The organism is Microtetraspora malaysiensis, from assembly GCF_050947145.1.
In the GTDB taxonomy this organism is placed as follows: domain Bacteria; phylum Actinomycetota; class Actinomycetes; order Streptosporangiales; family Streptosporangiaceae; genus Microtetraspora_A; species Microtetraspora_A malaysiensis.
In genome coordinates, this window is sequence record NZ_CP191998.1 from 3,935,874 (window position 1) to 3,960,335 (window position 24,462).

At 70.5% G+C, this 24,462-nt stretch carries 20 protein-coding genes; 7 read left to right on the forward strand and 13 right to left on the reverse strand.

Annotation, left to right across the window (positions count from 1 at the left end; genetic code table 11):
- Window positions 1-4: 4 nt before the first annotated feature.
- The 4 genes from ACQP1V_RS18515 to ACQP1V_RS18530 all read right to left on the reverse strand — a co-directional run bounded on the left by ACQP1V_RS18515 (window position 5) and on the right by ACQP1V_RS18530 (window position 2,940).
- On the reverse strand, window positions 5-442 hold the full coding sequence (locus ACQP1V_RS18515; RefSeq protein ID WP_067135148.1) for a Fur family transcriptional regulator: 438 nt from the start codon (window positions 440-442) through the stop codon (window positions 5-7).
- A gap of 474 nt (window positions 443-916) precedes the next feature.
- Entirely contained in the window at window positions 917-1,312 is a 396-nt protein-coding gene (locus tag ACQP1V_RS18520) for a hypothetical protein (RefSeq protein WP_433424656.1), read from the reverse strand.
- 19 nt (window positions 1,313-1,331) lie between these two features.
- Window positions 1,332-1,715: a hypothetical protein gene (locus tag ACQP1V_RS18525; protein WP_433424659.1), complete on the reverse strand. Its 384-nt coding sequence runs from the start codon at window positions 1,713-1,715 to the stop codon at window positions 1,332-1,334.
- Between the two features lie 226 nt (window positions 1,716-1,941).
- A complete protein-coding gene (locus tag ACQP1V_RS18530) occupies window positions 1,942-2,940 on the reverse strand; it encodes a DsbA family protein (RefSeq protein ID WP_433424662.1) in 999 nt (332 codons plus the stop codon).
- 57 nt (window positions 2,941-2,997) lie between these two features.
- Between ACQP1V_RS18530 and ACQP1V_RS18535 the strand changes: the two genes are divergently transcribed.
- The 4 genes from ACQP1V_RS18535 (at window position 2,998) to ACQP1V_RS18550 (ending at window position 8,264) form a co-directional block, all read left to right on the forward strand.
- On the forward strand, window positions 2,998-3,555 hold the full coding sequence (locus ACQP1V_RS18535; RefSeq protein ID WP_387410581.1) for a TetR/AcrR family transcriptional regulator: 558 nt from the start codon (window positions 2,998-3,000) through the stop codon (window positions 3,553-3,555).
- A gap of 78 nt (window positions 3,556-3,633) precedes the next feature.
- Window positions 3,634-5,574: a prolyl oligopeptidase family serine peptidase gene (locus ACQP1V_RS18540; RefSeq protein WP_433424665.1), complete on the forward strand. Its 1,941-nt coding sequence runs from the start codon at window positions 3,634-3,636 to the stop codon at window positions 5,572-5,574.
- Window positions 5,575-5,712: 138 nt separating this feature from the next.
- Window positions 5,713-6,582, forward strand: coding sequence for a GNAT family N-acetyltransferase (locus tag ACQP1V_RS18545; RefSeq protein ID WP_433424668.1), 870 nt, complete (start codon window positions 5,713-5,715; stop codon window positions 6,580-6,582).
- A 245-nt stretch (window positions 6,583-6,827) separates the two neighbouring features.
- The gene (locus ACQP1V_RS18550; RefSeq protein ID WP_433415262.1) at window positions 6,828-8,264 is read left to right on the forward strand and encodes an NF041680 family putative transposase; all 1,437 of its coding nucleotides are present in this window, start codon (window positions 6,828-6,830) and stop codon (window positions 8,262-8,264) included.
- Between the two features lie 19 nt (window positions 8,265-8,283).
- On the opposite strand, the gene ACQP1V_RS18555 is transcribed toward ACQP1V_RS18550, so the two are convergent.
- Window positions 8,284-9,702: an Ig-like domain-containing protein gene (locus tag ACQP1V_RS18555; protein WP_433424671.1), complete on the reverse strand. Its 1,419-nt coding sequence runs from the start codon at window positions 9,700-9,702 to the stop codon at window positions 8,284-8,286.
- A gap of 414 nt (window positions 9,703-10,116) precedes the next feature.
- On the opposite strand from ACQP1V_RS18555, the gene ACQP1V_RS18560 reads away from it, so the two are divergent.
- Complete coding sequence (locus tag ACQP1V_RS18560) at window positions 10,117-11,274, forward strand: acyltransferase family protein (RefSeq protein ID WP_433424673.1); 1,158 nt, start codon at window positions 10,117-10,119, stop codon at window positions 11,272-11,274.
- A gap of 79 nt (window positions 11,275-11,353) precedes the next feature.
- Here the strand turns inward: ACQP1V_RS18560 and ACQP1V_RS18565 are convergent, their stop codons facing one another.
- On the reverse strand, window positions 11,354-13,675 hold the full coding sequence (locus tag ACQP1V_RS18565) for a transketolase-like TK C-terminal-containing protein (protein ID WP_433424676.1): 2,322 nt from the start codon (window positions 13,673-13,675) through the stop codon (window positions 11,354-11,356).
- 268 nt (window positions 13,676-13,943) lie between these two features.
- On the opposite strand from ACQP1V_RS18565, the gene ACQP1V_RS18570 reads away from it, so the two are divergent.
- Complete coding sequence (locus tag ACQP1V_RS18570; RefSeq protein WP_433424679.1) at window positions 13,944-14,633, forward strand: SHOCT domain-containing protein; 690 nt, start codon at window positions 13,944-13,946, stop codon at window positions 14,631-14,633.
- 200 nt (window positions 14,634-14,833) lie between these two features.
- Here ACQP1V_RS18570 and ACQP1V_RS18575 read toward each other — a convergent pair whose 3' ends face one another.
- Genes ACQP1V_RS18575 through ACQP1V_RS18605 form a run of 7 tightly spaced genes read right to left on the reverse strand, consistent with a single transcriptional unit; the run spans window position 14,834 to window position 22,833 of the window.
- On the reverse strand, window positions 14,834-15,499 hold the full coding sequence (locus ACQP1V_RS18575; RefSeq protein WP_433424682.1) for a hypothetical protein: 666 nt from the start codon (window positions 15,497-15,499) through the stop codon (window positions 14,834-14,836).
- Window positions 15,500-15,513: 14 nt separating this feature from the next.
- Window positions 15,514-17,124, reverse strand: coding sequence for an FAD-dependent oxidoreductase (locus tag ACQP1V_RS18580; protein WP_433424685.1), 1,611 nt, complete (start codon window positions 17,122-17,124; stop codon window positions 15,514-15,516).
- Window positions 17,125-18,180, reverse strand: coding sequence for a LacI family DNA-binding transcriptional regulator (locus ACQP1V_RS18585; protein WP_387410595.1), 1,056 nt, complete (start codon window positions 18,178-18,180; stop codon window positions 17,125-17,127).
- Window positions 18,177-19,679 (reverse strand): DUF4127 family protein, encoded by a 1,503-nt coding sequence (locus ACQP1V_RS18590; RefSeq protein WP_433424688.1) that lies wholly within the window; start codon window positions 19,677-19,679, stop codon window positions 18,177-18,179. Before ACQP1V_RS18590 ends, ACQP1V_RS18585 begins: the two co-directional genes overlap by 4 nt.
- On the reverse strand, window positions 19,676-20,551 hold the full coding sequence (locus tag ACQP1V_RS18595) for a carbohydrate ABC transporter permease (RefSeq protein WP_387410599.1): 876 nt from the start codon (window positions 20,549-20,551) through the stop codon (window positions 19,676-19,678). The genes ACQP1V_RS18590 and ACQP1V_RS18595 overlap by 4 nt, the downstream gene beginning before the upstream one ends.
- On the reverse strand, window positions 20,548-21,498 hold the full coding sequence (locus tag ACQP1V_RS18600) for a carbohydrate ABC transporter permease (protein ID WP_433424692.1): 951 nt from the start codon (window positions 21,496-21,498) through the stop codon (window positions 20,548-20,550). The genes ACQP1V_RS18595 and ACQP1V_RS18600 overlap by 4 nt, the downstream gene beginning before the upstream one ends.
- Before the next feature lie 30 nt (window positions 21,499-21,528).
- A complete protein-coding gene (locus ACQP1V_RS18605; RefSeq protein ID WP_387410603.1) occupies window positions 21,529-22,833 on the reverse strand; it encodes an ABC transporter substrate-binding protein in 1,305 nt (434 codons plus the stop codon).
- A gap of 167 nt (window positions 22,834-23,000) precedes the next feature.
- Here ACQP1V_RS18605 and ACQP1V_RS18610 point away from each other — a divergent pair, with 167 nt between their 5' ends.
- On the forward strand, window positions 23,001-24,458 hold the full coding sequence (locus ACQP1V_RS18610) for a hypothetical protein (RefSeq protein ID WP_433424696.1): 1,458 nt from the start codon (window positions 23,001-23,003) through the stop codon (window positions 24,456-24,458).
- Window positions 24,459-24,462: the final 4 nt, after the last annotated feature.

A 24,462-nucleotide genomic window follows, 5' to 3' on the forward strand; every position in this document is an offset into this window, starting at 1 on the left:
ATGTTCAGGAACTTCGGGCAGTAGAACAGGCGGGGCACAGGCCCCAGTAGATGACCTCGGCCTCGTCGATGGCGAAGCCGTGGCCGTCGGACGCGGTCAGGCAGGGTGCCTGGCCGACCGCGCAGTCGATGTCGGCGACGACGCCGCACGACCGGCATACGACGTGGTGGTGGTTGTCCCCGACACGTCCCTCGAACCGGGCCGGGCTCCCGGCCGGTTCGATGCGGCGGACGAGTCCCGCCGCGGTGAGCGCGTGGAGGGCCTCGTACACGGCCTGAAGGGAGACATGGCCCACACGGTCGCGCACCCCGGAGGCGATCGCCTCGACGTCGAGGTGGTCACCGTCCCGGACGGTCTCAAGCATCGCGACACGGGCGGCCGTCACCCGCAGGCCTACACCGCGCAGTTCCTCGGCGGTGGTCGGGGTCCCCGGTGCGGTCATGGAACGAAACCTACCTTCATAAACACGAATTATACAAGAGAACGAATGAACCCACTTTAGCGCCGCATCCGGTGACGTTCGCCCTGGTACGGCGTGGCCTGCCGCCCGGGTTGATGATGCCCACCGCGCGGCGACCTTCTCCCGCGGCCGAACCCCGGAGGCTCCGGGCGGCTACCGATCCGGGGCGATCCGGGGCGATCCGGGCCCGCGGAACGGCGGTGAGGAGCGGCAGCTCGAACTCACCGTGCGCCGTCTCAGGGACCGACCGCAGATACTCGATGATCCGGATGGTCGCGGCGTCCCGCTCCGGCTGGGACAGGATCAGCATTCCGGAACGCGTGGCGATCGTCGCCGCGAGCGATCGGCCGTCCTGCGCTGGGAATTGACTCGCCGTGCGGTTGCCCGGCCGCGGCTCCTTCCGGACGGCTCCGCGCCGCGGTTCGGGGCCGCCGGCGGGCCCGCGGTGGGCGCGGTTCAGCTCCCTTCGGTCACCGTCTCGGTGGCGAGTTCGCCGGCCAGCGCGCGGGACAGTTCGGCGATGCCGGTGCCGGTCAGGACCGTGGTGCCGTCGCCCTTCACCACGCTGACCTCGCAGGTCGCAAGAAGCGGATCCTCGGACTCGGTGAGGCGGACGGTGGCGGTGACCGTGTCTCCCGCGTAGACCGGGGCGAGGAAGGCGAAGGAGACCTCGCGCATGTGCACCCCCGGGTCGGCGAGCAGGGGCACCGCGGAGAGGGTGAGCACGCCCTGGGTCATCCGGCGGTCGCCGAAGCCGATCATGTGGTGCGACCCCAGGTCGCCGGTGAGGCGGGCGCAGGTGTCGATGTCCTCGGAGGTGAAGACGCGCGTGGCGGTGCGAGTGATGCTCACGGCAGTACGTCCGATCTCTCTATTCACCGACGATGAGGCCCTTGCTGTGGCCGGTGATCACCAGCTCGTCTCCGCACCGGACGCGGGCGTTGAAAGCGATCTTGGTCATCCCGTCGGTCGGCTCCAGGCGGGTGACCTCCAGTTCGGCGGTGATCGCCTCGTTCCGCCGGATCGATCGAGCGGCTGTCCAATCCATCTGGCGGGAAAGGTAGTTGAGATCCCCTCCGAGCTTGGTCAGCGGGGCGACGGCCAGCAGGTACGGCAGGTGCTCGGGCAGTGGATCCGCCGGTGCGCCACTCAACTCGCAGTATTCGGCCACCTCATGGTCCGTGTACTGCTTCGTCCAGATCAGCACGGTGCCGACGGCGATCTCGCCATGGACGGCGTTCTTGATGGTGATCAATGACAACGATCCCCTCCGGCATGGGAGAACGACGTGGTGAAAGGCGGTCGACCTGCTTCCTACTGGTTGGTAACCGCCGCTTCGAATCATGTCTCACGGGTGGGTGGATGATCACCATCTATGACGCAAGTCACACAAGGATCAGCGCGTCGCCTGCAAAGGCTTTCCGATGGTGCTCACGTCTCAGCGAGCGCTTCGACAACGAGGACTCGTTCCTGCCATGGCATCAACGACCCGGGATCGGGGCCGATGCGAACTCCGGGGACATGGCGGCGGCCATGCTCAGGTGCGGGGCGGCCTCCGCGACCAGGCCCTGGCGTTGGAGGGTGCGGCCGAGCAGGTGGCGGACGTAGGAGTCGTCCGGCACGTCGGCCACCAACAGCTCCAGCGTGTCGCGGGCCCGCCCGAGCTGCGCCGAGGTGAAGTAGGCGCGGGCGGCGAGCATGCGGACGTTGCGGTCGTCGCCGTGCGCGTCGAGCAGGGGGCGCAGCAGGACGAGCGCGCCAAGCGGATCACGCTGGTCGAGCAGGGACTCGGCATAGCGCAGGCGTTCCACCTCCTCGGGCAGTTCGCGCCGTCGGCCGCCCTGGAGGAGGAAGTCCCTGATCACCTCGGCGGGCTGGGCGCCGGCCAGCGCGCGGTCGCCGACGACGATCGTCGGCGAGGTCGCCACACCCCTGGCCTTGCCGATGAGCAGCAGTTCCCTCACCATCTCCTCGCCCGCGTCGGTGTCCAGCAGCGCGGCGCCGTCGGCGAAGCCCGCCTCGGCCGCGATGGCCGCGAGGGCATCGCGGTCGCTGATGTCACGACCCTCGATGAAGTGCGCCTTCATCACCTGCTCGGCCACGGCGTCCTGCCGGGCCGCTCCGCCGTGTTCGAACGCCAGGGCGAGCAGCCGGTGGGCGTCGTGGGTGTCGGCGCGCCAGGCCGCTCCCCAGCGCGGCCCCAGCCCTTCCTCGGCGGCGATCTCGGAGACGCGGACCCGGTTCTCCGCGGGGGGCAGGCCGGGCGCGCACCGGCTCAGCGCGGCGTCCACCATCGGATCGCGGTACATCTCCTCGATCGGGACGGCCTGGGCCGGGGCGGTGGGGTCGATCCGGAAGGGCCGCCACACGACCTCGACGGGGACGCCGTCCAGGGCCGGATCGGCCAGGGCCGTCTCCAGCCGCCGCTTACCGATGTACGCCCATCCGCAGACCACGTCCGCCCAGATCTCGATTCGCATGCCCAGAATCTATGCGACATATGTCGATTAAGCAACACGTGTCGTATAGTCGGGATCGTGAACCCGGATGATCCCCGCGCGCAACGCACCCGGGCCCGCCTGCGGGCCGCGATACTCGACCTGGCCGCCGACAGGGAGCTGGGCGCCATCACGATGGCCGAGGTGGCCAGGCGCGCCGGGGTGAACCGGGCGACGGTCTACCTGCACTTCCCCGATGTGGACGCGCTCGTGACCGACGCCATGGAGGACACGATCGCCCAGATCGCGCGGGCCGCCGCACTGTGCCCACGGGACGCGCCCCCGGACCGGGCGCCCGAGCCGCTGATCGACCTGTTCGAGCACGTGGCCGCCCGCGCCACGCTGTACGGGCGGATGCTGGGCGCCCAGGGCAGCGCGCTGTTCGCCACGCGCATGCGTGAACGGCTGACCGCCGAACTGGCCGCGCGCTTCGTCGCCGGGTCACGACCCGGGGGGTTCGACGACGTCCCCGCCGACGTGCACGCCACCTACCTGGCCGGTGCCCTCACCGGCGTGATCGCCCACTGGGTCACCGGCGACCGTCCGGCCCCCGCCGCGGAGGTGACCCTGGCGTTCTGGCGGCTCTTCCGCCTGTGATGATCAAGGGTCTGTCGCCCGCCGTGCTCGCCTGATGTGATGGGGCCTCGCCTACGTTGACGCTGGAGGACGAGCTCGATGAGTACGGTCACGCCAGACCTGATCGTGGACGGCGCCATACCGCGGCATCCGGTGATCTCTCCCGACGGCCGCTGGGTCGCCTACACGGTCGCCGCGTACACGCGCGAAGAGCAGCATCCGAGCAGCGCCATCTGGGTCGCCGCCACCGACGCGAGCTCACCACCCAGGAAACTGACCGAAGGCAGTGCAGGAGACTCCGACCCCCGCTGGGCGCCGGACTCGGCCTCGCTCTTCTTCGGATCCGACCGGCTGACGCGGGGCACCACCCAGCTGTACCGGATCCCGGTCGGCGGCGGGCAGGCGCAGGCGCTGACCACCTGGAAGAGCGGGGTCTCCGACTGCCTCCCGCTTGCCGACGGCCGACGGGTCGCCATGGTGGCCGCCGACGAGCCGACGGATGAGGACGAGCGCAGGAAAGCCGAACGCGACGACGCCAAGGTGTGGGGAGAGCGGGTGCCCTACGGGCGGCTGCGGCTGCTCGACCTGGACACCGGCCGGTTACGCGTGGTGGACGGACTCGGCGACCGGCACGTCGTCGAACTGGCGCAGCGCCCGGACGGCGGACCGCTCGCGGTGCTCACCCGGGCCACCCCCGATCTCGATCCGGTCATCCCCGCCGGCGAGCTGCACCTGGTCGACCCGGAAACCGGCAAGGTCCGGGATCTCGGCCCGGCCGAGTTGGATCCGTCCGCCCTGACCTGGTGGAAAGCCGACGGCGGCTGGCACCTGTGCTACCTGGCGACGACCCCGCCCGGCCCGGTCGGGGGCCGCGCCGTCTTCGATCTCACCGTGCCCGAGAACGGCGCCGCGGAGGAGCAGTACAACCTGACCAGCGGCATGACCGTCTGCCCGTCCGGCCTGGCGCAGGTCGCGGACGGGCCGCCACTGGCACTGTTCGCCGACAGGCTCGACACCGCGATCCACCGGCTCGATCCCAAGACGCGGCGGTTCCAGCCGATGTCGCGCCTGGACGGCTACGCGGGCCTGATGACCGCCAGCGGGTCGGGCGACGTCGTCGCCGTGGTGGCGAGCACGGCCTATGAGCCGAAAGACGTTCACGCGGGGCCGCCCACCGGCCGGCTGGCGCGGCTCAGCGACACCAGGCCCGAGCTACGCGGGATCACGTGGGGAACGCAGGAACGGCTGTCCTACCAGGCGTCCGACGGGCTCGACCTCGACGGGCTGTTGATCCTGCCCGTCGCGAGGACCCGCCAGGACGGTCCGTTCCCGCTGATCACGCTGGTGCACGGTGGCCCGTACGACAGATACGCCGACCAGTTCCTGCTCGGCACGAGCCCGTCGGCGCAGTGGCTCGCGGCCGCGGGATACGCCGTCTTCCTGCCCAATCCGCGCGGTGGCGAGGGCCGCGGGCACGCCTTCGCGGCGAGCGTCGCGGGAGCGGTCGGCATGGACGAGTGGACGGACATCGTCAGCGGCATCGACCTGCTGGTCGCCGACGGCGTCGCCGACCCCGACCGGCTCGGGATCGGCGGGTGGAGCCACGGCGGGTTCATGGCGGCCTGGGCCGTCGGGCAGACGAGCAGGTTCAAGGCCGCGGTGATGGGCGCGGGCATCAGCGACTGGGGCATGCTCCTCGCCACGGGCGAATGGGGGATCTGGGACGCGGGGCTCGGTGGCAGCTGCGGCTGGGAGGGGACCGGCCCACACCGCCACGATCAGGTCAGCCCCATCTCCTACGCCTCGAAGATCAGTACCCCGGTGCTGATCCTGCACGGCGAGGACGACCCGAATGTGCCGGTCGGCCAGGCCACGTACTTCCACCGTGCCCTACGGCGGTTCGGGGTCGAGCACGAGTTCGTCGTCTACCCGAGAGAAGGTCACCCGATCCTGGAACGCAACCACCAGCTCGACGTGCTGCGCCGCACCCGCGCCTGGTTCGACCGATGGCTCGCCGACCCCGCGCCGGAACGCGCCTAGTGTCATACGCCTGCGCTGTCCGCAACCGTTCACCGGGGATCGAAGGAGCCGAGCGGGAGGGAGCGAGGCGCTCCGATTACTGACTGCCCGCGGGAAACTCGGGTGCGGAGGGTCGGTGCGGCGGTGTGTGATCGGGGGATGGCGATCAAGATGAGCAGGCCGGGCGTCGACGGGCTCGGTGACATGGTGCGGGTGCTGGCGCAGTGGCAGTACGACGGAGGGCCCGTGCAGTTGCATCCGGGAGATGTGGGGTGGTTCTGGCGGTTCGGTGCGGAGCGGACGGCGGAGGCTACGCGGACCTGGAGCCGGGCTGGGGAGGTTCTGGCGGTCGGGCTGCTGGATGGTGCGGATTTGCTGCGGCTGGCCTTCGCGCCGGAGGCGTTGCGAGACGAGGAGCTGGCGCAGCAGGTGGTCGAGGACGCGTCGGCGCCTGAGCGCAGTGTGCTCCCCGAGGGCAAGGTGTACGTCGAGGCGCCGATGGGTGCGCTGGTCCAGGACCTGCTGTTCAAGGACGGCTGGGAGAGTGGCGAGCCGTGGACGCTACTTCGGCGTGACCTCGGCGCGCCTGTGCCGGATCCCGGCGTTCGCGTCGAGGTGCTCGGGCCGGCACAGGCGCACGAGTGGGCCGCGGTCCTGCGGGCGTCGTTCAATGGGTCGACGTTCACCGGCGAGCGCTGGCACGCGATGGCGGCAGGTGCGCCGTATGCCGACGCGCGGTGCCTGGTCGCTCGCAATGAGCAGGGCGAGGCGGTGGCGGTCGTGACGGTGTGGTCGGCGGGCGAAGGCAAGCTGGGGCTGATCGAGCCGATGGGGGTACACCGGGCACACCGCGGTCACGGTTACGGCCGAGCGATCACGGTCGCCGCAGCGCGCGCACTCCAGGAGCTGGGTTCGTCCAGCGTGGTCGTGTGCTGCGAAAGCTCCAATGTCGGCGCTTTCGCCACCTACCAGTCGGCCGGCCTGGAGCAGTTGTCCGAGAGACGGGACCTGTGCCGCAACGCTTCCTGAGGCGCCGTCCCGGCCCGCAGCGAGGGCCGGCGGCGCGAGGTGCGTTCGGCGTGGGGGCCGCCGACCGGCAGGCCGGCGGCCACCACGACGAGATCGCCGATCCGCTAAGCTTGATCTTTAACCTCACCCGTCGGTCGGCTGGGCGAGATGGCGGCGGCCTTTGGCGTTCGCCGGACAGCAGAGCGGCCCTGGCGTGATCATGTGCGTTGCTGAAGCACCCATGATCACCAACCAAGGCCGTAAGGATGAGTTTGCTAGACGATCCCGCCCGCGTCGAGTCGCTGACCGTGTTGTCCCGGTTCCGAACCGACCTGTATGACTGCTTGACCGCTCGGGCAGACGCGCTGTTCGAGCTCACCGACGCACTGCTGTGCGCCGACGGCGCGGTCAGATCTCTAGTCGATCTGACACTGACGCCCGAACACCGGCGCGGGCACGGCGCCCTCTACGACGGGCTGAACTGCGGCCGGATCGAGGAGAACCGGCTGCGTGCCGTCCTGACCGACCTGCCGATCCCCAAGACCGTCGACGGTCGGATCGTACTGGTCGTGGATGTCAGCCCCTGGCTGCGCTCAGACGCACCGACCAGCGCGGAACGCCTGTTCTGCCACGTCTACGGCCGCGGCAAGAATCAGGCCCAGCTGATCCCGGGCTGGCCGTACTCCTTCGTCGCGGCGCTGGAACCGGGCCGCACCTCCTGGACCGCAGTCCTGGACGCGGTCCGCCTGGGGCCGACGGACGACGCCACAGCGGTGACCGCCGACCAACTCCGCGCGGTCGTCGGACGTCTCGTCTCAGCTGGACACTGGCAGGCCGGCGACCCGGACATCCTGATCGTCATGGATGCCGGCTACGACGTCACCCGGCTCGCGTTCGTCCTGGCCGACCTGCCCGTCGAGGTGCTCGGACGGATCCGCTCCGACCGCATCCTGCGGCTGCCCAAGCCCTCCCGGCTGCCTGGCGCCATCGGCCGCCCGCCCAAACACGGCCCCGAGTTCGCCCTGGACAAACCCGCCACGTGGCCCGAACCTCAGCACACCACGACCACCGACACGACCCGCTACGGCACGGCGCGTTCCAGTAGTTGGGACCGGCTCCACCCCCGCCTCACCCACCGGACCAGTTGGCTCGACCACGAGGGCGAACTCCCGATCATCGAGGGCACCTTGATCCGGCTGCAGGTGGAGCATCTTCCCGGGGACCGTGACCCCAAGCCGGTGTGGTTGTGGTCCTCGGCCACCGGCATCACCGCCGCCGACGTCGACCACCGCTGGCAGGCGTTCCTGCGCAGATTCGATATCGAGCACACCTTCCGGCTGTTCAAACAGACCATGGGATGGACCGCCCCGAAGATACGCGACCCCGCAGCGGCCGACCGCTGGACCTGGCTGGTCATCGCCGCCTACACCCAGCTACGCCTCGCCCGCCCCCTCGCCGTCGACCTGCGCCGCCCTTGGGAGAAGCCCGTCGCGCCAGGACGGTTGACGCCCGCCCGGGTCCGGCGCGGGTTCCGGAACATCCGCGCGAACACCGCACTGCCCGCCAGCGCGCCGAAACCTAGCAAGCCCGGCCCCGGCCGGCCGCCAGGCTCCAAGAACCGCAGACCGGCACCCCATCACGACGTCGGAAAGACCAGCAAACGAGACCTCACCATGACCGCCCGACAACAGCGCACAGGTTAAAGATCAAGCTAAGAGGGCGTCAACTTACCGGGCAGCGCGGGGTCTCGAAGACGACACCGTCCAGGAGGTTGCCGGTCGCCGGGTTACCGCCCGCGGTCGACACTGACTCGAAGGAGAACCGGGTGACGGTCTGCCCCGGCGGGACGACGTACGTCCCGGTGTAGCGACGCCACGCGGTGTTGCCGTCGGTGATGTCGGGTGAGGACGCTCCGGTGGGGGTCTGGGCGACGGTCGCGCCGGGGGCGCCGATGAGCACGTGCATCGTGTCGGTGCCCGCGACGCCCCGGTGGTACAGCGACCAGGTCATGACGGTTCCGGGAACGGTGGGCAGGTCCTGATACAGCGTGGAGAACTGGTTGGCGTTGAGTTCGGCGAACTGCTGCCCATCGGCTGATGGGACCCCGTTGAAGCCGGTACGCCAGAACTCCACCAGGTGGTCGGTGGCGGTGGTCTGCCAGCCGATGCCCGGGTTGGTCGTGGCGTCGGGGAGCATCTGGAACCCGGTCACAGGGGGTGACTCGAAGCTGCCGTTGGCCAAGGTGACGGGCGTGTCGGTGCACGGGACGGTGACGGTGACTGTGGCGGTGCTGGTTCCGCAGTCGGTGGTGATGGTGTAGGTGAAGGTGTCGGCGCCGACGAAGCCGGGGCCGGGCGTGTAGACCACGTTGCCGCCGGAGATCGTCGCGGTGCCGTGGCCGGGAGCGGTGACGCTGCTGATCACCGGTGCGGTGCCGGTGTCGTTGGCCAGGACGGGAATGCTGACGGGGTTGCCCTGGGTGGTGGCGGTGTCGTCGGCAGCCCGGGTGGGCGAGATCGACTGGCCGCTGACGATCTGGATCGGCGGGGCGGGCGTGTTGTTGCCGAGTTGGCCCGGCGCGGCGATGACGCTGCTGATCCCGGTCGGCCGGATGGTCATGCTGTTTCCGACGGTTCCCTGGCGGACCTGGAAGGTGATCACCTTGGCGGGCGGGTCGGTCTTGGAGCCCGGCGAGGTGATCGACAAGGTGGTGCCGTTGATGGTGCCGGTCCCCGACTGGCTGACGATGTCGGCGTTGGCCAGCAGGGAGGACAGGTCCCAGGTGGTGGTGTAGGTGCGCACCAGCAGCGGCCACTGGGCCGTGCGGTGCGTCAGCGTGAGGGTGAAGGTGCTGCCCGGTGCGATCTGCCCGCCCCACAGGGAGGGGGAGGTGACGACCGAGACCGACCCGCTGCCCAGCCTCATGCCGAGCGCGTTCTTCCAGTAGTAGTCGACGGGGTAATTCGCCTGCCCCTGCCGGACGCAGGGCGCGGGGGCGGCGTGTGTGGTGGCCTGCCGCGTCGTGGTGACGGTGTGTGCACCGGTGTCGGCTGTCGCCGACGTCGCCGATGTGGCCAGCAGTGCCGTCAGGGCACAGGCCAGCGTGGCGAGTGCGGACCTGGGTCGTTGTGCTATCACCATGGAGCTCCCGATCTGTCAGGGGCAATTCGTGTTGATCGAATCCACGGTGATGTTACTGACAGTAATCGAGATATTGCGTTGGGCTGTCTCGGTGGAGGTTTCGTGTCGGCCCCGGAACTCCCGAAGTTGCGTTGGGCCAGGTAGGGAGGGTCGCCGGTGACGGTTGGGCGTCATGAGCTGTCAGCAAATTGGCAGGAGGCCCGCCGGCCGCGGAGTTTGTGCGACGGCGGCCGGCGCCGTTGGCGGTCATTGACGGGCATGCCCGAAGAGCAGGTGGACTGCTGCGTGATAACCCATCGGCGTCCAGGCCGTACCTGGCCAGATTGTGTCGTTCCAGGGAAGTCCCGGCTTCATGATCGTTAGCATGGCCGGATGCTGACTGTTCAGTCACCGCCGCAGCAAACTCAGCGACGAATGGCCTGGCTCGACGCCCTGCGCGGTATCGCCGCTCTCGTGGTGGTCTTCGAGCACGCGCTCCAGCCGCTGCTCCCTGAGGCGCGATTCCCGATCAAGGCGGTTTTCGAACCCGGCTGGTACGGGGTCATGGTGTTCTTCCTGGTCAGCGGCTACATCGTGCCCGCGTCGCTGGAGCGGCGAGGCGACGTACGGGCCTTTTGGATCTCTCGTTTCTTCCGGTTGTATCCGCTGTTCGGTGTGTCCGTGGCAGGCATGGCGCTCCTGGTGGCACTGGGCTGGGACGATCCGCACATCTGGTGGAGCACCCGGCCGTTCTCCCTGGCCCTGGGGCATCTCACGATGCTGCAGAACCTGCAGTCCATGCCGAATCTGGTCAGCGTGCTGTGGACGTTGTCCTACGAGATGGCCTTCTACCTGCTGTTGACCGCGATGTTCACCCTCGGCATGAACCGGAGGAGCACCACGAGCGCGCTCGGCTTCGCCGCGGCGGCCGTGTTGGGCGCGGGCACGCTGCCGGTCGCGCTGCTGTCGGCCGGTAGGTCGGGCCGGATGCTGACGGTCGCCCTGGTGGTGACCGTCCTGCTGGCGGTGGGCCTGGCCGCAGTTCTCAAGGGGGCAGGTGCGGTACGGCACGCCGGCGCGATCGTCATCGGAGTCACCGTGCTGGGATTGCTGGCGGTCAACCAGAGCTATCCGGGCCCTTGGCAGGGGTTGCTGATCCTGGCCACCATGTTCGCCGGAACGGCGCTGTATCGGGCTGAGCAGGGCGAGATCTCGTGGCGGCAGGCCGGGTGGGTGGCGCTGGTGCCGGTGGCCGGGATCTGGCTCGCGCGTGGGGGGTTCGGCTTCCAGACGGCCACAGTCGCCGCCTGGGTCACCTTCGCGGCAGGGATGGCGCTGCGGCACTGGAGGATGCCGCGGGCTTTGGCGTGGCTGGGATTGGTCAGCTACTCGATCTATGTGCTGCACCCGCTGCTGCTGGAAAGCGTGGCGTGGTTCTGGCCGGAGCCGCTGGCTGTTCCGTTAGGGACGCGGCTGGTGGCGCTGGCCTGCGTGGTGGGGGCACTGCTCGGGCTGAGCGCGCTGACGTGGCGTTTCGTGGAGGCTCCGGCGCAACGGCTCGGCAAGCGCCTCATTTCCCGGCGAGTGAATTAAGGCCGGACTGACCGGCGCCGGCGAATCAGACCTTGGTATCCCACTGATTCGCCGGCGTCGTCTCAACCCGTCGAGTTCGTCAGCCGGCCAGGTCCAGCGCGGCGGCGACGATGCTGTCGGCGTTCAGGCCGTGGTACCGGTAGACGTCGTCGAGCGACCCCGACTGGCCGAAGCGGGTGACGCCCAGCGCCGTGGTCGGCACCCGGTTGACGGTCGCGAGGAAGGACAGGGTGTGGGGATGCCCGTCGAGCACCGTGACGAGGGGAGCGGCTCGTTCGGCGGGGAACGTCTGGTCCAGCACCCACGACTCGGCCTGCTCATGGCCTTGACGGGCCCGCACCGCCCGGTACAGCAGGTCGGGGCTCGTCACGCAGACCACGTCCGCCGGAATGCCGAGCAGCTCCAGCCGGTCCGCCGCGGCCAGCGCCTCCGGCACCACCGCGCCCATCGCGGCGAGCGTGACCTTGGGGTTCGCCGCGCGCCGCAGCGGATACGCGCCCGCGACCACCTGCCGCCTCCGCCGTTCCCGCGCCGCGGGGTCGGTGGGTACGGCCGCCAGGGTCTGGTCGACGGGACGCGTGGACAGCCGCAGATAGGCCGAGGTGCCGTCCGGCTTGCCCAGCCGGGCCAGGCCGGCGAGCAGCGTCCACTCGGTGTCGATGGCGAACGCCGGTTCGTAGTAGACGCAGCCCGGTTGTTCCAGGCCGATCGACGGTGTCTTGATCGACTGGTGCGCGCCGCCTTCCGACGCCAGCGAGACGCCGGACGGCGTGCCGACCAGGATCGACTGCCCGCCGGCGTAGATGCCGTAGGACCACGGCTCCAGCGCGCGTTCCACGAACGGGTCGTAGAGCACGCCGATCGGCAGCAGCGGCTGGCCCCACCGGCTCCAGGTCGTGCCCAGTTCCCCGATCAGGCTGACGAGGTTGGTCTCCGCGATCCCCAGTTCGATGTGCTGGCCGGTCGGTTTCTCGTGCCAGTGCAGGATGGTCTCGGCGTCGTCGGCGAACCAGTTGAGGCGCTCGTTGGCCGACCAGACGCCGACCTTGTTCACCCAGCCTCCGAGGTTGGTGGACGAGCTGACGTCCGGGCTCACGGTGACCACCCGCTTGGCCGCCTCCGGAGCCGCCCGCGTCAGGTCGAGCAGCGTACGCCCCAGGGCGGCCTGGGTGGTCGCGGTGCCCGACGGCGTGCGCCCGATGTCGGCGGGCAGGTCGGGCGGCTGGATCGACGGTGTCTCCGGCCTCCGCAGCCGCTCCGCCGTCCGCGCGCAGAGGGAGTGCGCAGCGCTGTCCGGCGAGAAGGCCCGCCACGGGTCGTCCAGGTCGCCGCCCACCCGGTCGGCCAGCTCCTGCATCTGCTGCTGGGTCAGCAGCGCCGAGTGGTTCTGCGGATGCCCCCTGGTCGCCAGGCCGTACCCCTTGACGGTGTAGGCGAAGATCACCGTGGGACGCGTGTCGTCGATGGAGGAGAACGCCCGGTCCAGGGCCTCCAGGTCGTGGCCGCCCAAGTTCGCGATCGCGTCCACCAACGTGTCGTCGTCGACCTGGTCGACCAGCGCCTGGATCTCCGCCGCGCCTCGGCCCACCCCGGCGAGCCGCCGCCGGAGCTCCTGCGCGCCGCACCGCAGCAGCCGCTGATATTCGGGGTTGGGCATCTCGTCGATCCGCCTGCGCAGTTCCGCCCCGCCCGGCCGGGCGAACAGCTCTTCCAGCAGCTGCCCGTACTTGACGGTGATCACCTGCCAGCCCGCCGCCGCGAACATGCCCTGCAGCTTGTCGGCCGCGATGTTGGGCACCACCCGGTCCAGCGACTGCCGGTTCAGGTCGACGACCCACACCACCTCCCCGAGTTCGCCGACCGTGGGATCGAGCACGGCCTCCCAGACCGCGCCCTCGTCGAGTTCGGCGTCGCCGACCAGCGAGTACTGGCGGCCGGTGCCGGCGCCGCCCAGCACGGTGTCGACGTAGCGACGCGACAGGGCGCCCCAGATCGGCGCGGTCGCCCCGATCCCGACCGAACCGGTCGAGTAGTCCACCGGGTCGGGGTCCTTGATCCGGCTCGGATAGCTCTGCAGCCCGCCGAACTCCCGCAACCGGGGCAGGTACGACGCGTCCAGCCGGCCGAGCAGGTAGTTGATCGAGTGGAGCACCGGAGACGCGTGCGGCTTCACCGACACCCGGTCCTCCGGCCGCAGATGGCGGAACCACAGGGTCGTCATGATCGACACCATCGACGCCGAGGACGCCTGGTGGCCGCCGACCTTCAAACCCGAGGGGTTCTCCCGCACCCGGTTCGCGTGGTGGATGACGGCCGAGGAAAGCCAGAGCACACGGTTCTCCACCTCGCGTAGCACCGCGAACTCAGTGGTCGTCCGCGGGCCGGTCACCGGGCTGGTCATTATGTGCACACCCTTCACTGACATTTCGGATGCGCAAAATTCAAGCAACGATCTTGGCCGCGCTCAAGAACGTGGCCGGCGCTTGAGCATTCTGCGCATGTCGCACCATATGCCCAGTGAGAGGGTGGGCACTTTGCCCAGTCGGCCGCACACCCTCGCCCGCCGGTACTGCGGAACGGCCCGGCCGCCTCAACCCGGAGCACCGGAGGGGGCGTGGGATCGTTCCATCCTCTGGTCTGAGGGGGCACGCCGCTTTTACGATGCGAGCGTGCTCACCCCCCTGCGGCTCGTCCGGCGCTCCCTTGGGACGCTCGTCGGCTTGGGCGCCGTCAGCTGCTGTCTGACCCTGCTCTATCTGGGCTCCTCCACCGTCATGTCGATCGGCGGCGCCTGCGGCTCCGGCGGGCCGTACGAGATCGCGACGCCCTGTCCCGAGGGCATCGGCTGGATCATCCCCGGTTCGATCTTCGGCGGGATAGCCGGGCTGGGCCTTTACATCGCGAGCTCGCTCCCGGTGGGGCCCCGGCTGACCCCGCTGGCCTGGCCCGCGCTGTTCCTCAGCCTCGGATACGCCTTCCTCGACTCGGCCCTGCATGCCGGGGACGGCGTCGACGGGGGCTTCATGGTCTGCGCGGTGCTCTTCATCCTGATGGGCGGGGTCCCGCTGCTGTTCCTGCGCAACCGGGACGTCTTCCTCGGCGTGTTCTGGGGGCCGGCGCCGTCCGGGCCCGCCGGGGGACCACTCCCGATCCCCCGGCGGGTGGTCGCCGCTCCCGCGCACGTGCCCGACCCGGCGAGAACCCCGGCTCCGGCGGGAGGAGCCCTCCATACGCCGGCGACCGAAGGCGGCCTGGTCGGCGAGCTGGAGCGGCTGGCCGCGCTCCACCAGGCCGGCCGGATCGACGACGCCGAGTACACCCGGGCGAAGAACCTCCTGCTGAACGGACCCGACGCATGAACCACACCGCGATCCGCGCCCTGTCGATCGTGCTGCACGTGATCGCGATCGCGGGCGGCGTCGCCCTCGGCGTCCTGATCTTCCACGCCGCCACCGGATGACCCCGGAGCGCCCGGCGGGGCGCGGCCGGCACCCCGGCGCCACGAGGTGGTGACGTCGGCGGCTTCGTCCTCACCGCGGCGGAACGGCTGGAACCCGCGTCAGGGGGCAGCGGCGACGTACGGGGCGATCCGCGCGCCGAACGTGGCCGAGTCCGCGCCGGTCACCACCGCGCCCAGCAGCACCGCGGCCGCGCCCGCCTCCCGGAGGAGCGCGAGGTCACGCGGCTCCAGCGCGTGCTGGCTCGGCACGACGACGGGCACGTCGACCACCGACGCCACCGCTTCCAACCTCGCCAAGGTCGCGAGCGTCAACGGCGTGCCGTACCGCTCGGGTTCGAGCGTGGAAAGCTCGAGCGCCTGGGCCCCGCGCCGCACCAGGGCGCGGGCCTGGGACGGACCGTCGCCCGGCCCCAGCGCCACCATGGCCGCCACCGGTCCGCACGCCTCGACGTAATCGGCGGGCGCGTCGGCGGCGTAGACGTCGAAGTAGTCGAACCCCATGTCGCGGGCCGCCAGCATCTCCGTCGTCGACACGGATCCCGCCGCGCCGACGACGAGGCCCGTCGGGACGCCGAGCGCGAGGATCGGGCGCAGCCGCTCGCACTCGGCGTCCAGCGACCCGAAGGCCGTCCCGGAGGCCCGGTGCCGGACGTTCGTGTGCACCTTCAGGCCGTCGGCTCCCGCGTGCCGCGCCGCCTCCGCGAGAGCGGTCTCGTTGCGCGGCAGGCTGACCAGGACGGCCAGCCGCGATTCAGGCAAACGCATTCGAGAACTCCGCCTCAGTAGTAGGTGACGTTCGGCCAGCTCAGCTCCATGCCGTGCCTGGCCATCGATTCCTGAACCTCGGCCCGGAGGCTCGGCGTCGCCGTGACCTGGTGCGGCTCGGCGCCGCGGGCCACGCAGAACGACGCGAGGTGGCCGGCGGACTCACCCACGGTCCACTCGACCGGATGGACCCGGTAACACCCGTTGGTGATGTGCGTGGTGCTGATGTTCTTGCCCGCGGCGATCACGTTTCGCATGCGTTCGGGAACCAGCGCGCGCATCGGGACCTGGAACGGCCAGGCGGGAATGTCGATGTAGTTGTCCCCGCCGGTCGAAGGATGCAGGTCGATCCGGTACGCGCCGACCCCCACGCTGTCGTCGTAGGTCACCGCGCCTTCGGGGCGTACGGCCACCGCGAGATCCTGCTCGACGATCCGGTACTGCCCGCGGATCCGTCGCGATTCCCTGATGTACGGGCGCATCGCCAGGCCGTCGGCTGTGCCGGTGACGTCGGGGCGCGGCCGCAGGCCGGGCCAGCCGTTGCCGCCGTCGGGCCGGGGAGCCTCGGTCTGCAGCCAGTGGAGGAAGCTCAGGCTCTGCGCCCGCGCGGCCGCGGTGTGGGTCGCGTTCTGCTCCGCCGTGCCGCCGATGAGGGGGCCGCCGAGGTAGTCGATCATCGGCCAGTTCACGATGGTGATGTCGCTGTCGAACATGCCCGGCCGGAAGTGGTTCCTGGCCAGGATCCGCCGGAACGACCACAGCTCGTCCGACCCCGGGTCCTTGCTCTGGTCGGCGACGATGGCGGTCGGGTCGTCGTCGGGGTTCGGGGTGAAGGCGTAGCGTCGGGGCTCCAGGGTGTGCGGGTGAGGGGCGACCCAGCCGAACTGGGGGCCGTGCCACCACTCGGGCGCCAGATCCCGCCACGTGGCGTAGTCGTCCGGTTTGTCGATCGTGTGGTTCTCCCCGGCGTGATGCGAGAGCGCGAAGCACACGGACACCGCCTGCATGTTCGACGGCTGCGCCGTCGCCGCGGCGTGCGGCTCGCCCGTGTCGGCCTGCGACTCGGCGCCGGTCACGAACTCGGTGCCGGTGATCGGCAGCACGTCCCCGGTCTCCGTGGCGTCGAGGACGAACGTCGCCGCGACGGTCACGTCACGTCCGCCCTCCAGGTCGCGGAAGGTCACCGCGCGCACGTGGTCGCCGTCGACCTGGGCGGCGGTCGGGACGTGCCGGCGCAGCACGACGATCCGCCCGGTGGCCTGCCATGGCGCGAGCATGGCCTCGATCACCGCCAGCGCCACACGGGGCTCGTGACACAGCGGACCGACCCGGCCCGCGCCGGGGTTCAGGTGTGCCAGCGCCCGCGACGCGGAGCGCAGCGGATACCAGCTCCGGTAGTAATCACGGATTCCGTTTCGCAGGCGCCGGTAGCCCGCCGTGCTTCCGAAGGACTCGATCCAGGGGTGCTCGTCGGGCGGGACGAGCTGCGTCGTCAGCTGCCCGCCGAGCCAGGCCGTCTCCTCGGTGAGCACGACGCGCGCGCCGTTCGCGGCCGCGGCGAGCGCCGCCGCGACGCCGCCCAGTCCTCCGCCGGCCACCAGCACGTCTGCGCGGAACTCTGTCACTCATGATCCCTTTCGATTGGGGCCGCTGGTCTGTCCAGCGACGAACGTGCACGGCAGCGCGACCGCCTGCGGCTCGACCTCCGTGTCCAGATCGAGCTGCTCGACCAGCAACTCGACCGCGCGCGTTCCCATCTCCCGCCGCGGTATGCGGAAGCAGGTGAGCTCCGGCCCCGGTACGGCGTCCGGCGGGTCGTTGAGCGCGGCCACCGAGCACGCGCCGGGCACGTCGACGCCCAGGTCGCCGAGGAGGTCGAGTAGCCGGAGGGCGACCACCGACTCGTGCGCGACGAACGCGGTGGCCCCGGCTCCCAGCAGCCGCCGAACCTCGTCGGCCGTCGGTCCCGCCTCCTTGCGGACCGGCAGGACGAGCCCGTCGGTGTCCAGCCCGTGCCGGTCCCGGGCGGCCCAGAACCCGGTGTCGCGGTCCGCGGTCGGTTCGCTCGGATCCGCCGCCGTCAGATAGGCGATGCGTTCGTGCCCGAGCTCCACCAGGTGGTCGACGACCTTCTCCGTGGCGGTCGCGTAGTCCGCGGTGACGTACGTGATCGGGCCGGGCACGTCACGACGGCCGATCAGGGTGAACCTGAACCCTTCGTCCCGCAACCTGGCGATATCGTCCCGGTTGGTCTCCTTGCCGAGCAGCACGCACCCGTCGGCGAGCCGCAGCCGGTTGACGCCGTCGCGGTAGATCGACCTGCCGCCGTCGGAGCCGGTGGCGCTGGTGAACATCAGCATGTCGTAGCCGAGCGCCTCGGCCGCGGCCTCGATGCCCACCAGGAACGGGTGGTAGAAGTCGTGCTGGTCCATCGGGAACATCGACTCGAACGTGTAGACGCCGATCAGGCGGTTCATGCCGCCGGCGAGGCTGCGCGCCACCGGATCGGCGACGTATCCCAGCTCCCGGGCCACCTCGAAGACACGCTGCCGCGTCTCCGGGGGGATCCGGATCGTGTCCGACTCCCTCCCGTTGATCACGATGGAGACCGTCGTCTGCGAGACGCCGGCCAGCTTGGCGATGTCGGACTGGCGAGGCCGGCGTCGCTGTACGTCCTTCATAGGTGATCATTCCTTTCCTCGAGGTGCTCCAGCTCAAAGGAGATCTCGAAGGGACGATCCCATGGGAAGCACACGCTGCCTGGCACGATGCGGAAGTCACCGGCGGGCGGACCGAGCTCTGCGAGGCGGTCGTCCAGTTCCCGCGCGACCCGGTGGATCCGGCCGCCCCCGTCGGCCGTCCCCGCGGCGAGAACCTCGCGCCGCGCCGAGGTCTGATACCCCCAATCATCCACCAGGCGGTGGGTGACGGTCCGGGCGTGCTCGACCAGTTGCCGGTCGTCGGTGGCGAGCAGCCGGCTGCATCCCTGGGCCAGCGCGCTGCCGATCGTGTTCCCGGCCGTGTTCCAGCCGGCGTATCCGGCGAGGCGCCGGAGGAGACCGGCGTCGCGCAACGCCGTGATCAGCGCGGGGTCGGCGCCGTTCGCGTCGGCGACGTCCGCCACCGCGACCAGGCGCCCGGCGTCCACCTGGTCGCGCAGGCGTGCGGCGAGCCGCGCCGCGTCGTCGCCCGCGCGTTCCGGCACGTCCGGCCAGGCGCACCAGTCGCGGGGCGGCGCCCCCGGCGGATGCACGGCGAGCACGAGGTCGGCCCGGCCGGCGTCGTCGACCAGCTCGGCTCCGACAGCGGCGACCTGGCCCGCGACCGTGTCGCGGACGGGCACGTCCTCGTACGGCGCGATCCGCCGGAGCGCGTCCGGGTCGAGGCACACGACGGCCACCCTCGGCCGCAGGCCGGCGTGCTCCAGCGCGGCCCGCGTGGTCAGCACGGCGCCGGCCTCGTCGGCGCCGGGAAGGCAGCGAACCCGGTCGCCCGCGCCGAGGCGGGCGATCCAGTTCTCCAGCCACTCCCGCTCGCCGGTGGACACGCTCTCGACCGTGCTGTCCTCGACGAGGATCGACAGCGTGTCCACGACCCCCTCCATGACCAGCTCGACACAGGCGAGCTGCATGGCGTGCAGGCGCATCCGCCGGGTGAAGAAGTCCGCGACGAACGGCGCGGGTATCGTCGCCCGGGCCTGCTCAGCCGCGCTCGGCCGCCCGTGTTCGGCCCGGTAGGTCTCCTCGGACAGGGTGAAGAACCGCCGGCCGTACCGGTCCCAGTACTCCGGCTCGGCCCCGGCGCCGTCGAACCGCTTGGTCCGCATCAGCGTCACGAAGGCGTGGACGCCGAGCGCCGGCCGCTCGGCCCGGATCCGGCGCAGCACGTCGAGGCGGGCCAGCGTCCGGGCCAGCGGTTCGGCGGTGCGCCGGGAGGCGACGAACCCACCGTAGGCGAGCTGGTTGACGCTGACGACGACGGCGTCACTGCCGGCCGCCGAACGCTCCAGCCACCGGGCCGTTCCGTCCATGTCCGCGGGCGCGCCCCGAGGAGGCAGGAGCTCGGCCGGCGGAAGGCGCAGCCGGGTTCCGGCGATGCCGGCCAGTCCGGCGACGTGGCCGGTGTTCACCGGCCGGTCGTCGAGAGGGAGCAACGTCACGATCGGCGTCCGTCGGCTCATCCCTTGATCCCTCCCGAGCCCAGCCCCTGGACGAAGTGCCGCTGGCCCGCGATGAAGATCACGAGGACGGGCACGATCGCGAGGAACGTGCCGGCCATCAGCGGGCCGTACTGGGTGACGCCGCTGCCGGCGAACGAGCTGAGCGCCAGCGGCAGCGTCTGCATCTCCGGCGACGACACGGCCACGAGCGGCCACAGGAAGTCCTCCCAGGCGCCGGTGAAGGACAGGATGGCGATGGTGGCGACGATCGGCCGGGCCAGCGGCAGATAGATCTGCCAGAAGATGCGCAGCTCACCGGCGCCGTCCAGGCGGCCGGCGTCCGCCAGCTCCTGGGGCATGTCGAGGAAGTACTGACGGGCCAGGTAGATGTTCAACGGCTGCACCAGGATGGGCAGCACGAGCCCGGCGTGCGAGTCGAGCAGCCCGGTGCCGCCCTGGCCGAACAGGTCGTTGCCGCCGGCCAGCGGGAAGCCCTTGACGATGAGGAACAGCGGGATCAGCTGCACGATGGACGGCACCATGGCGCTGCCGAGCACCGCCGTGAACAGCAACCTCGACCCGCGGAAGTCGATGCGCGCCAGGGCATAGCCGGCCGCGGTCGCCGCGACGCAGTTCCCCGCGACCGTGAGCGCCGCCACGATCAGGCTGTTCGTCATCGCCGCGGGGATGTTCGTGGAGTTCCAGACGTAGGAGAAGTTGTCCAGCGTCGGCTGTTCGGGCAGCAGCCTCGGCGGGTAGCCGAACACCTCGGTCTTCGGCTTGAAAGCCAGCGACACCATCCAGACGAACGGCATCGCCACCAGGAGGGCGGCGGCTCCGGCGAGGACGGTCCTGCGCGGTCCGGTCCCGCCGATCCTCGGTCGCGCGTTCACCGTCGGCCTCCTCTCGACATCGTGCGGATGCTGACGTAGGCGAGTCCGAAGATCAGGCAGAACAGCAGGAACGCCATGGCGCTCGCGTTGCCGAGCCGGTAGTGCTCGAAGGCCTCGTTGTAGATCAGCATGTTGAGGACGGTGGTCGAGGACAGGGGGCCTCCGGAGGTCAGGACGTAGATCTCGGAGAAGGACTGGGCGAGGTAGATGAGGTCGACCACGACCACGTAGGTGGTGATCGGCGCGAGCAGGGGCAGGATCACGTGCCGCAGCGTCCGCCAGCGCCCGCATCCGTCCACGGACGCGGCCTCCAGCAGCGATTTCGGGACCCCCTGGAGCCCGGCCAGGAAGATGATCATGCTGCCTCCGAGCGCCTTCCAGGCCCGCATCACGATCAACGACGCCAGGGCGGTGTCCTCGTCGGTGAGGAAGTTCACCGGCGGCAGGCCGACCAGGTCGAGCAGGTAGTTGAACAGCCCGTCGTGGGAGTACAGCCAGAGCCAGATCATGCTCACCGCGACCAGCGGCACCACGCGCGGCAGGTAGAGCACCGCGCGGAAGAGGGCGACGCCCGGGAACCGGCCGTTGACCAGCAGCGCCAGGCCGAGGGCCGCCGGCACCGCCAGAACGAGCGTGCCGAAGGAGTACTGGGCGGTGACCCAGATGGCGTGCCAGAACTCGCCGGAGGCGAGCACGGCGAGATAGCCGTCCAGGCCGTGGAACCTGGGACCGCCGCGTTCGACCGGGTTGTACGAGGTCAGGCTGAGGTAGAAGCCGTACCCGATCGGGACGATCGTCACCAACGAGAGCGCGAACACGGCGGGCAGGACCAGGATCCAGCCCGCTCGGCGCTGGGCCGAGTAGAGCGAGCGCCGCCTCGGCCCGCGTGCCGTCCGGGCGGGATCAGGGCTGACGGGTGCTCCCGCCGACAGGGTGTCAGTCACCATGATGGGGCTTCATCCGTTCGCGTCCGCCGGTCAGTTCCGCTTGAGCAGCGGCGCGGCCTTCGCCGCCGCGCGGTCGAGCGCCTCACCGGCGGGCACCTTGCCGCGCAGCGCGGCTTCGATCTCGGCGGCGAGTGCCTCGCGCTGCTGCGTCCACGTCTCGACGTTGGGGTTCCCGCGGAACTGGGACGCGGCGTCCATGTACGGCTTGATGTACGGCTTCGCGGCCAGGTCCGGGTCGGAGGCGAGGGACGCGCGCGCCGGGATGCCCCCGACGGCCTGGACGTACGCCTTGGCGTTCGCCGGTTTGAGCAGGAACTCGATGAACTTCCACGCCTGGTCCTTGTGCTTGGAGTCGGCGCTGATGAACAACCCGTTGCCCGCCCCGCCGAAGGATGCCGCCACGGCGTCCTTCAGCGGCGGCGCCACCTTGATCTGCGCGGCGACGTCGGGCGCCTGCTCGTGGATGCTCTTGAGCGTGGCCTCGGTGATCACGGCCATGGCCGCTCGCCCGGTGACGAGGGGGTGCTGCGCCCCGGCCCCGCTCGTCGCCTCGCCCAGGCCGGTGGACACCGCCTGCGGGCCGTTGTAGAGATCGACGAGGAAGCCGAGCGCCCGCTTGCCCGCCTCGGAGTTCCACGTGATCGTCGTGCCGCTCTCGTCGAGGAAGGCTCCGCCGGCCTGGAACAGGAAGCTCCCGAAGGCCTGCGACATGCTCGTCGGGTCGTCGGCGGGGATGATCACGCCGGAGCGGGTGATGGAGTCGCCCTTGCGCACGACCAGCCGGTCCGCCGCCGAGCGCAGCTCCGGCCACGTCTTGGGTGGGGAGTCGGGGTCGAGGCCCGCTTCCTTGACCAGGTCGGCGCGGTAGGCGAGCAGGTGGCCGAAGCCGCGCAGCGGCATGATGACCTGTTTTCCGTTCACCTTGCCCTGGTCGAGGAACGTCAGGTCCGCCACGTCGTCGGCGGGCATCTTCGCGAGGTAGTCGTCCAGCGCGATCACCCGGTCGTTGGCGGCGTACCCGGCGGCCGCGGCGTTGCCGTGTCCGAAGACGTCGGGGGCCGTGCCGCCGGCGAAGGCGGTCGACAGCCGCGTGGCCAGGTTGGCCCAGTCGACGAACTCGACCTGGACGTCGACCCCGTGCTCCGCCTTGAAAGCGGGGACCAGCTTCTCGTTCACCCAGGCGATCTCCTCGCTGAGATTGCCGGGGAACCAGACCCGGAGAGTGCCCGCGTCAGCGCCTGAGCGCGCGCCGCCGCCCGTGCCGCACGCGCTCAGGACCGTCACCGCGACGAGAGCGGCTGCCAGGCGCGAGGCTCCACGCAACTTCCTGATCATCTTGCCTCCTCCGCGGGCTGCACCCAGCCCGATAATGCGCATCATCATGGAGGTGAAGCGCATTATCAGTCAAGGGTGGATATTGACAGGCCGACGATTCGCTGGAAACACTGACGGCACCGTACGCGTGATAATGCGCATCACCAGAAGAGGAGGAGCCGCCCCCCATGGTTCCCACCCGCCGAGCAGCGCGCTCGGACACCCCCCACGCCACAACGGACCGTCGGCGCCGCGGCGCCCGGCTGTGGTGGGCGAGCGTCGCCGCGATGGCGCTGCTCGTCCCCGCCACCGCGGCGAGCGCGTCGCCTCTCACCCCGGACCCCTCACTCCGCGCGTCGTCGGGCATCACCAACATGGCGGGGGCGCAGATCCCCCCGCAGGCCATGCCGGAGAACAAGCCGCGCCTCGTCGCCCAGTTCCAGGTCGAGATCGACAACGTCACCGGCGGCGCCATCGAGCACGTCGCACTGGACGGCAAGCGGACGGTGCTCGGGCACGTGCAACGGCCGGCGACCGCGACCGTCGAGGCCAACGACGGATTCTGGGCGTCGAAGTACTCACGCGCCGTGGACGGCACCGCGGGCCACCTGCTCGCCACGTCGGTCTACGTCCTGCGCTCCAAGGTCTGGCCCGAGGAGAGCTACGACCCGCTGCGTTACGAGAACTTCGACCCGGCCACCGGGCAGCGCGACTGGACCACCAGCCTCCTCAACATCCGCCCCGACCGCTACATCGACGCCGACCACGGCAACTGGCTGGCCGACACCATCTACACCGACATCCGCGGTGGCTCGGGGATCTTCGGCGGGAAGAGCTCGCTGCCCACCGGCTCGCCGCTGAGCTACTTCGACGATGCGAGACAGTCCTGGCTCCCCATCGCCGAGCACTTCCGCCGGGACCCGAACGCGGCGCCTCCGCGGCGGCTGCGCTTCACCGCCTACCGGCCGGTGGTGCGGAACTCCTCACCGACCTACCTCGAGTTCGAGAACTGGGCGGCCGGAGACACGGTCGCCGGGCGGACGCACGCGCAGAACGGCGGGATCTACGTCGGCTACGCCAAGGGCGAGAAGAGCCGGGTGGCCGACGTCGTGCAGCGTGTCGAGGGCACCGGGCGCTTCGGCGGCACGGAGTTCGCCCAGGTCGGCCAGATGGACACCAACCACCCCGGCGCGCTGACGTTCTCGACCTCGCCGTACGTCGGGTTCAGCTGGGATGAGAACGTCCGCGGCGGCTTCCAGATCGTCCCCGCCAACCACGTGAAGTTCCTCAGCAACGACCTCGGGCAGAACTCGTTCATCGACCGGCCCCAGTGGCTCATCGTCGGCCCGGTCGGCTCCGACCGGCAGCGGCTGAGGGACGACCGGTACATCATCGACGGCGCGCCCTCGTTCTCCCCGGGATGGGAGGCCATCGCGCCGGTGTTCGGGATGTACGCCCGGACCACGTTCGACCCGGGCAACCTCAGCGAGTCCACGTACTTCGAGGTCTCCTACGACTACGGCAAGACGTGGCATCCGAGCCCCGAACTCGTCGGGGTACACGCCCCCGACACCTGCCAGGCCGCGACCTGCCCGCAGAACTGGACCAACATCCGCGTTCACCTCGTCTACCCCGACGGCCCCTGAGCGG

Bases quoted from the DNA above. Each gene is read 5' to 3' on its own strand.
- ACQP1V_RS18605 (WP_387410603.1), bottom strand. From the start codon at position 22,833: ATGATCAGGAAGTTGCGTGGAGCCTCGCGCCTGGCAGCCGCTCTCGTC.
- ACQP1V_RS18545 (WP_433424668.1), top strand. From the start codon at position 5,713: ATGGCGATCAAGATGAGCAGGCCGGGCGTCGACGGGCTCGGTGACATG.
- ACQP1V_RS18560 (WP_433424673.1), top strand. From the start codon at position 10,117: ATGGCCTGGCTCGACGCCCTGCGCGGTATCGCCGCTCTCGTGGTGGTC.
- ACQP1V_RS18515 (WP_067135148.1), bottom strand. From the start codon at position 442: ATGACCGCACCGGGGACCCCGACCACCGCCGAGGAACTGCGCGGTGTA.
- ACQP1V_RS18530 (WP_433424662.1), bottom strand. From the start codon at position 2,940: ATGCGAATCGAGATCTGGGCGGACGTGGTCTGCGGATGGGCGTACATC.
- ACQP1V_RS18565 (WP_433424676.1), bottom strand. From the start codon at position 13,675: ATGACCAGCCCGGTGACCGGCCCGCGGACGACCACTGAGTTCGCGGTG.
- ACQP1V_RS18600 (WP_433424692.1), bottom strand. From the start codon at position 21,498: ATGGTGACTGACACCCTGTCGGCGGGAGCACCCGTCAGCCCTGATCCC.
- ACQP1V_RS18555 (WP_433424671.1), bottom strand. From the start codon at position 9,702: ATGGTGATAGCACAACGACCCAGGTCCGCACTCGCCACGCTGGCCTGT.
- ACQP1V_RS18550 (WP_433415262.1), top strand. From the start codon at position 6,828: ATGAGTTTGCTAGACGATCCCGCCCGCGTCGAGTCGCTGACCGTGTTG.
- ACQP1V_RS18575 (WP_433424682.1), bottom strand. From the start codon at position 15,499: ATGCGTTTGCCTGAATCGCGGCTGGCCGTCCTGGTCAGCCTGCCGCGC.
- ACQP1V_RS18540 (WP_433424665.1), top strand. From the start codon at position 3,634: ATGAGTACGGTCACGCCAGACCTGATCGTGGACGGCGCCATACCGCGG.
- ACQP1V_RS18590 (WP_433424688.1), bottom strand. From the start codon at position 19,679: ATGAGCCGACGGACGCCGATCGTGACGTTGCTCCCTCTCGACGACCGG.
- ACQP1V_RS18585 (WP_387410595.1), bottom strand. From the start codon at position 18,180: ATGAAGGACGTACAGCGACGCCGGCCTCGCCAGTCCGACATCGCCAAG.
- ACQP1V_RS18610 (WP_433424696.1), top strand. From the start codon at position 23,001: ATGGTTCCCACCCGCCGAGCAGCGCGCTCGGACACCCCCCACGCCACA.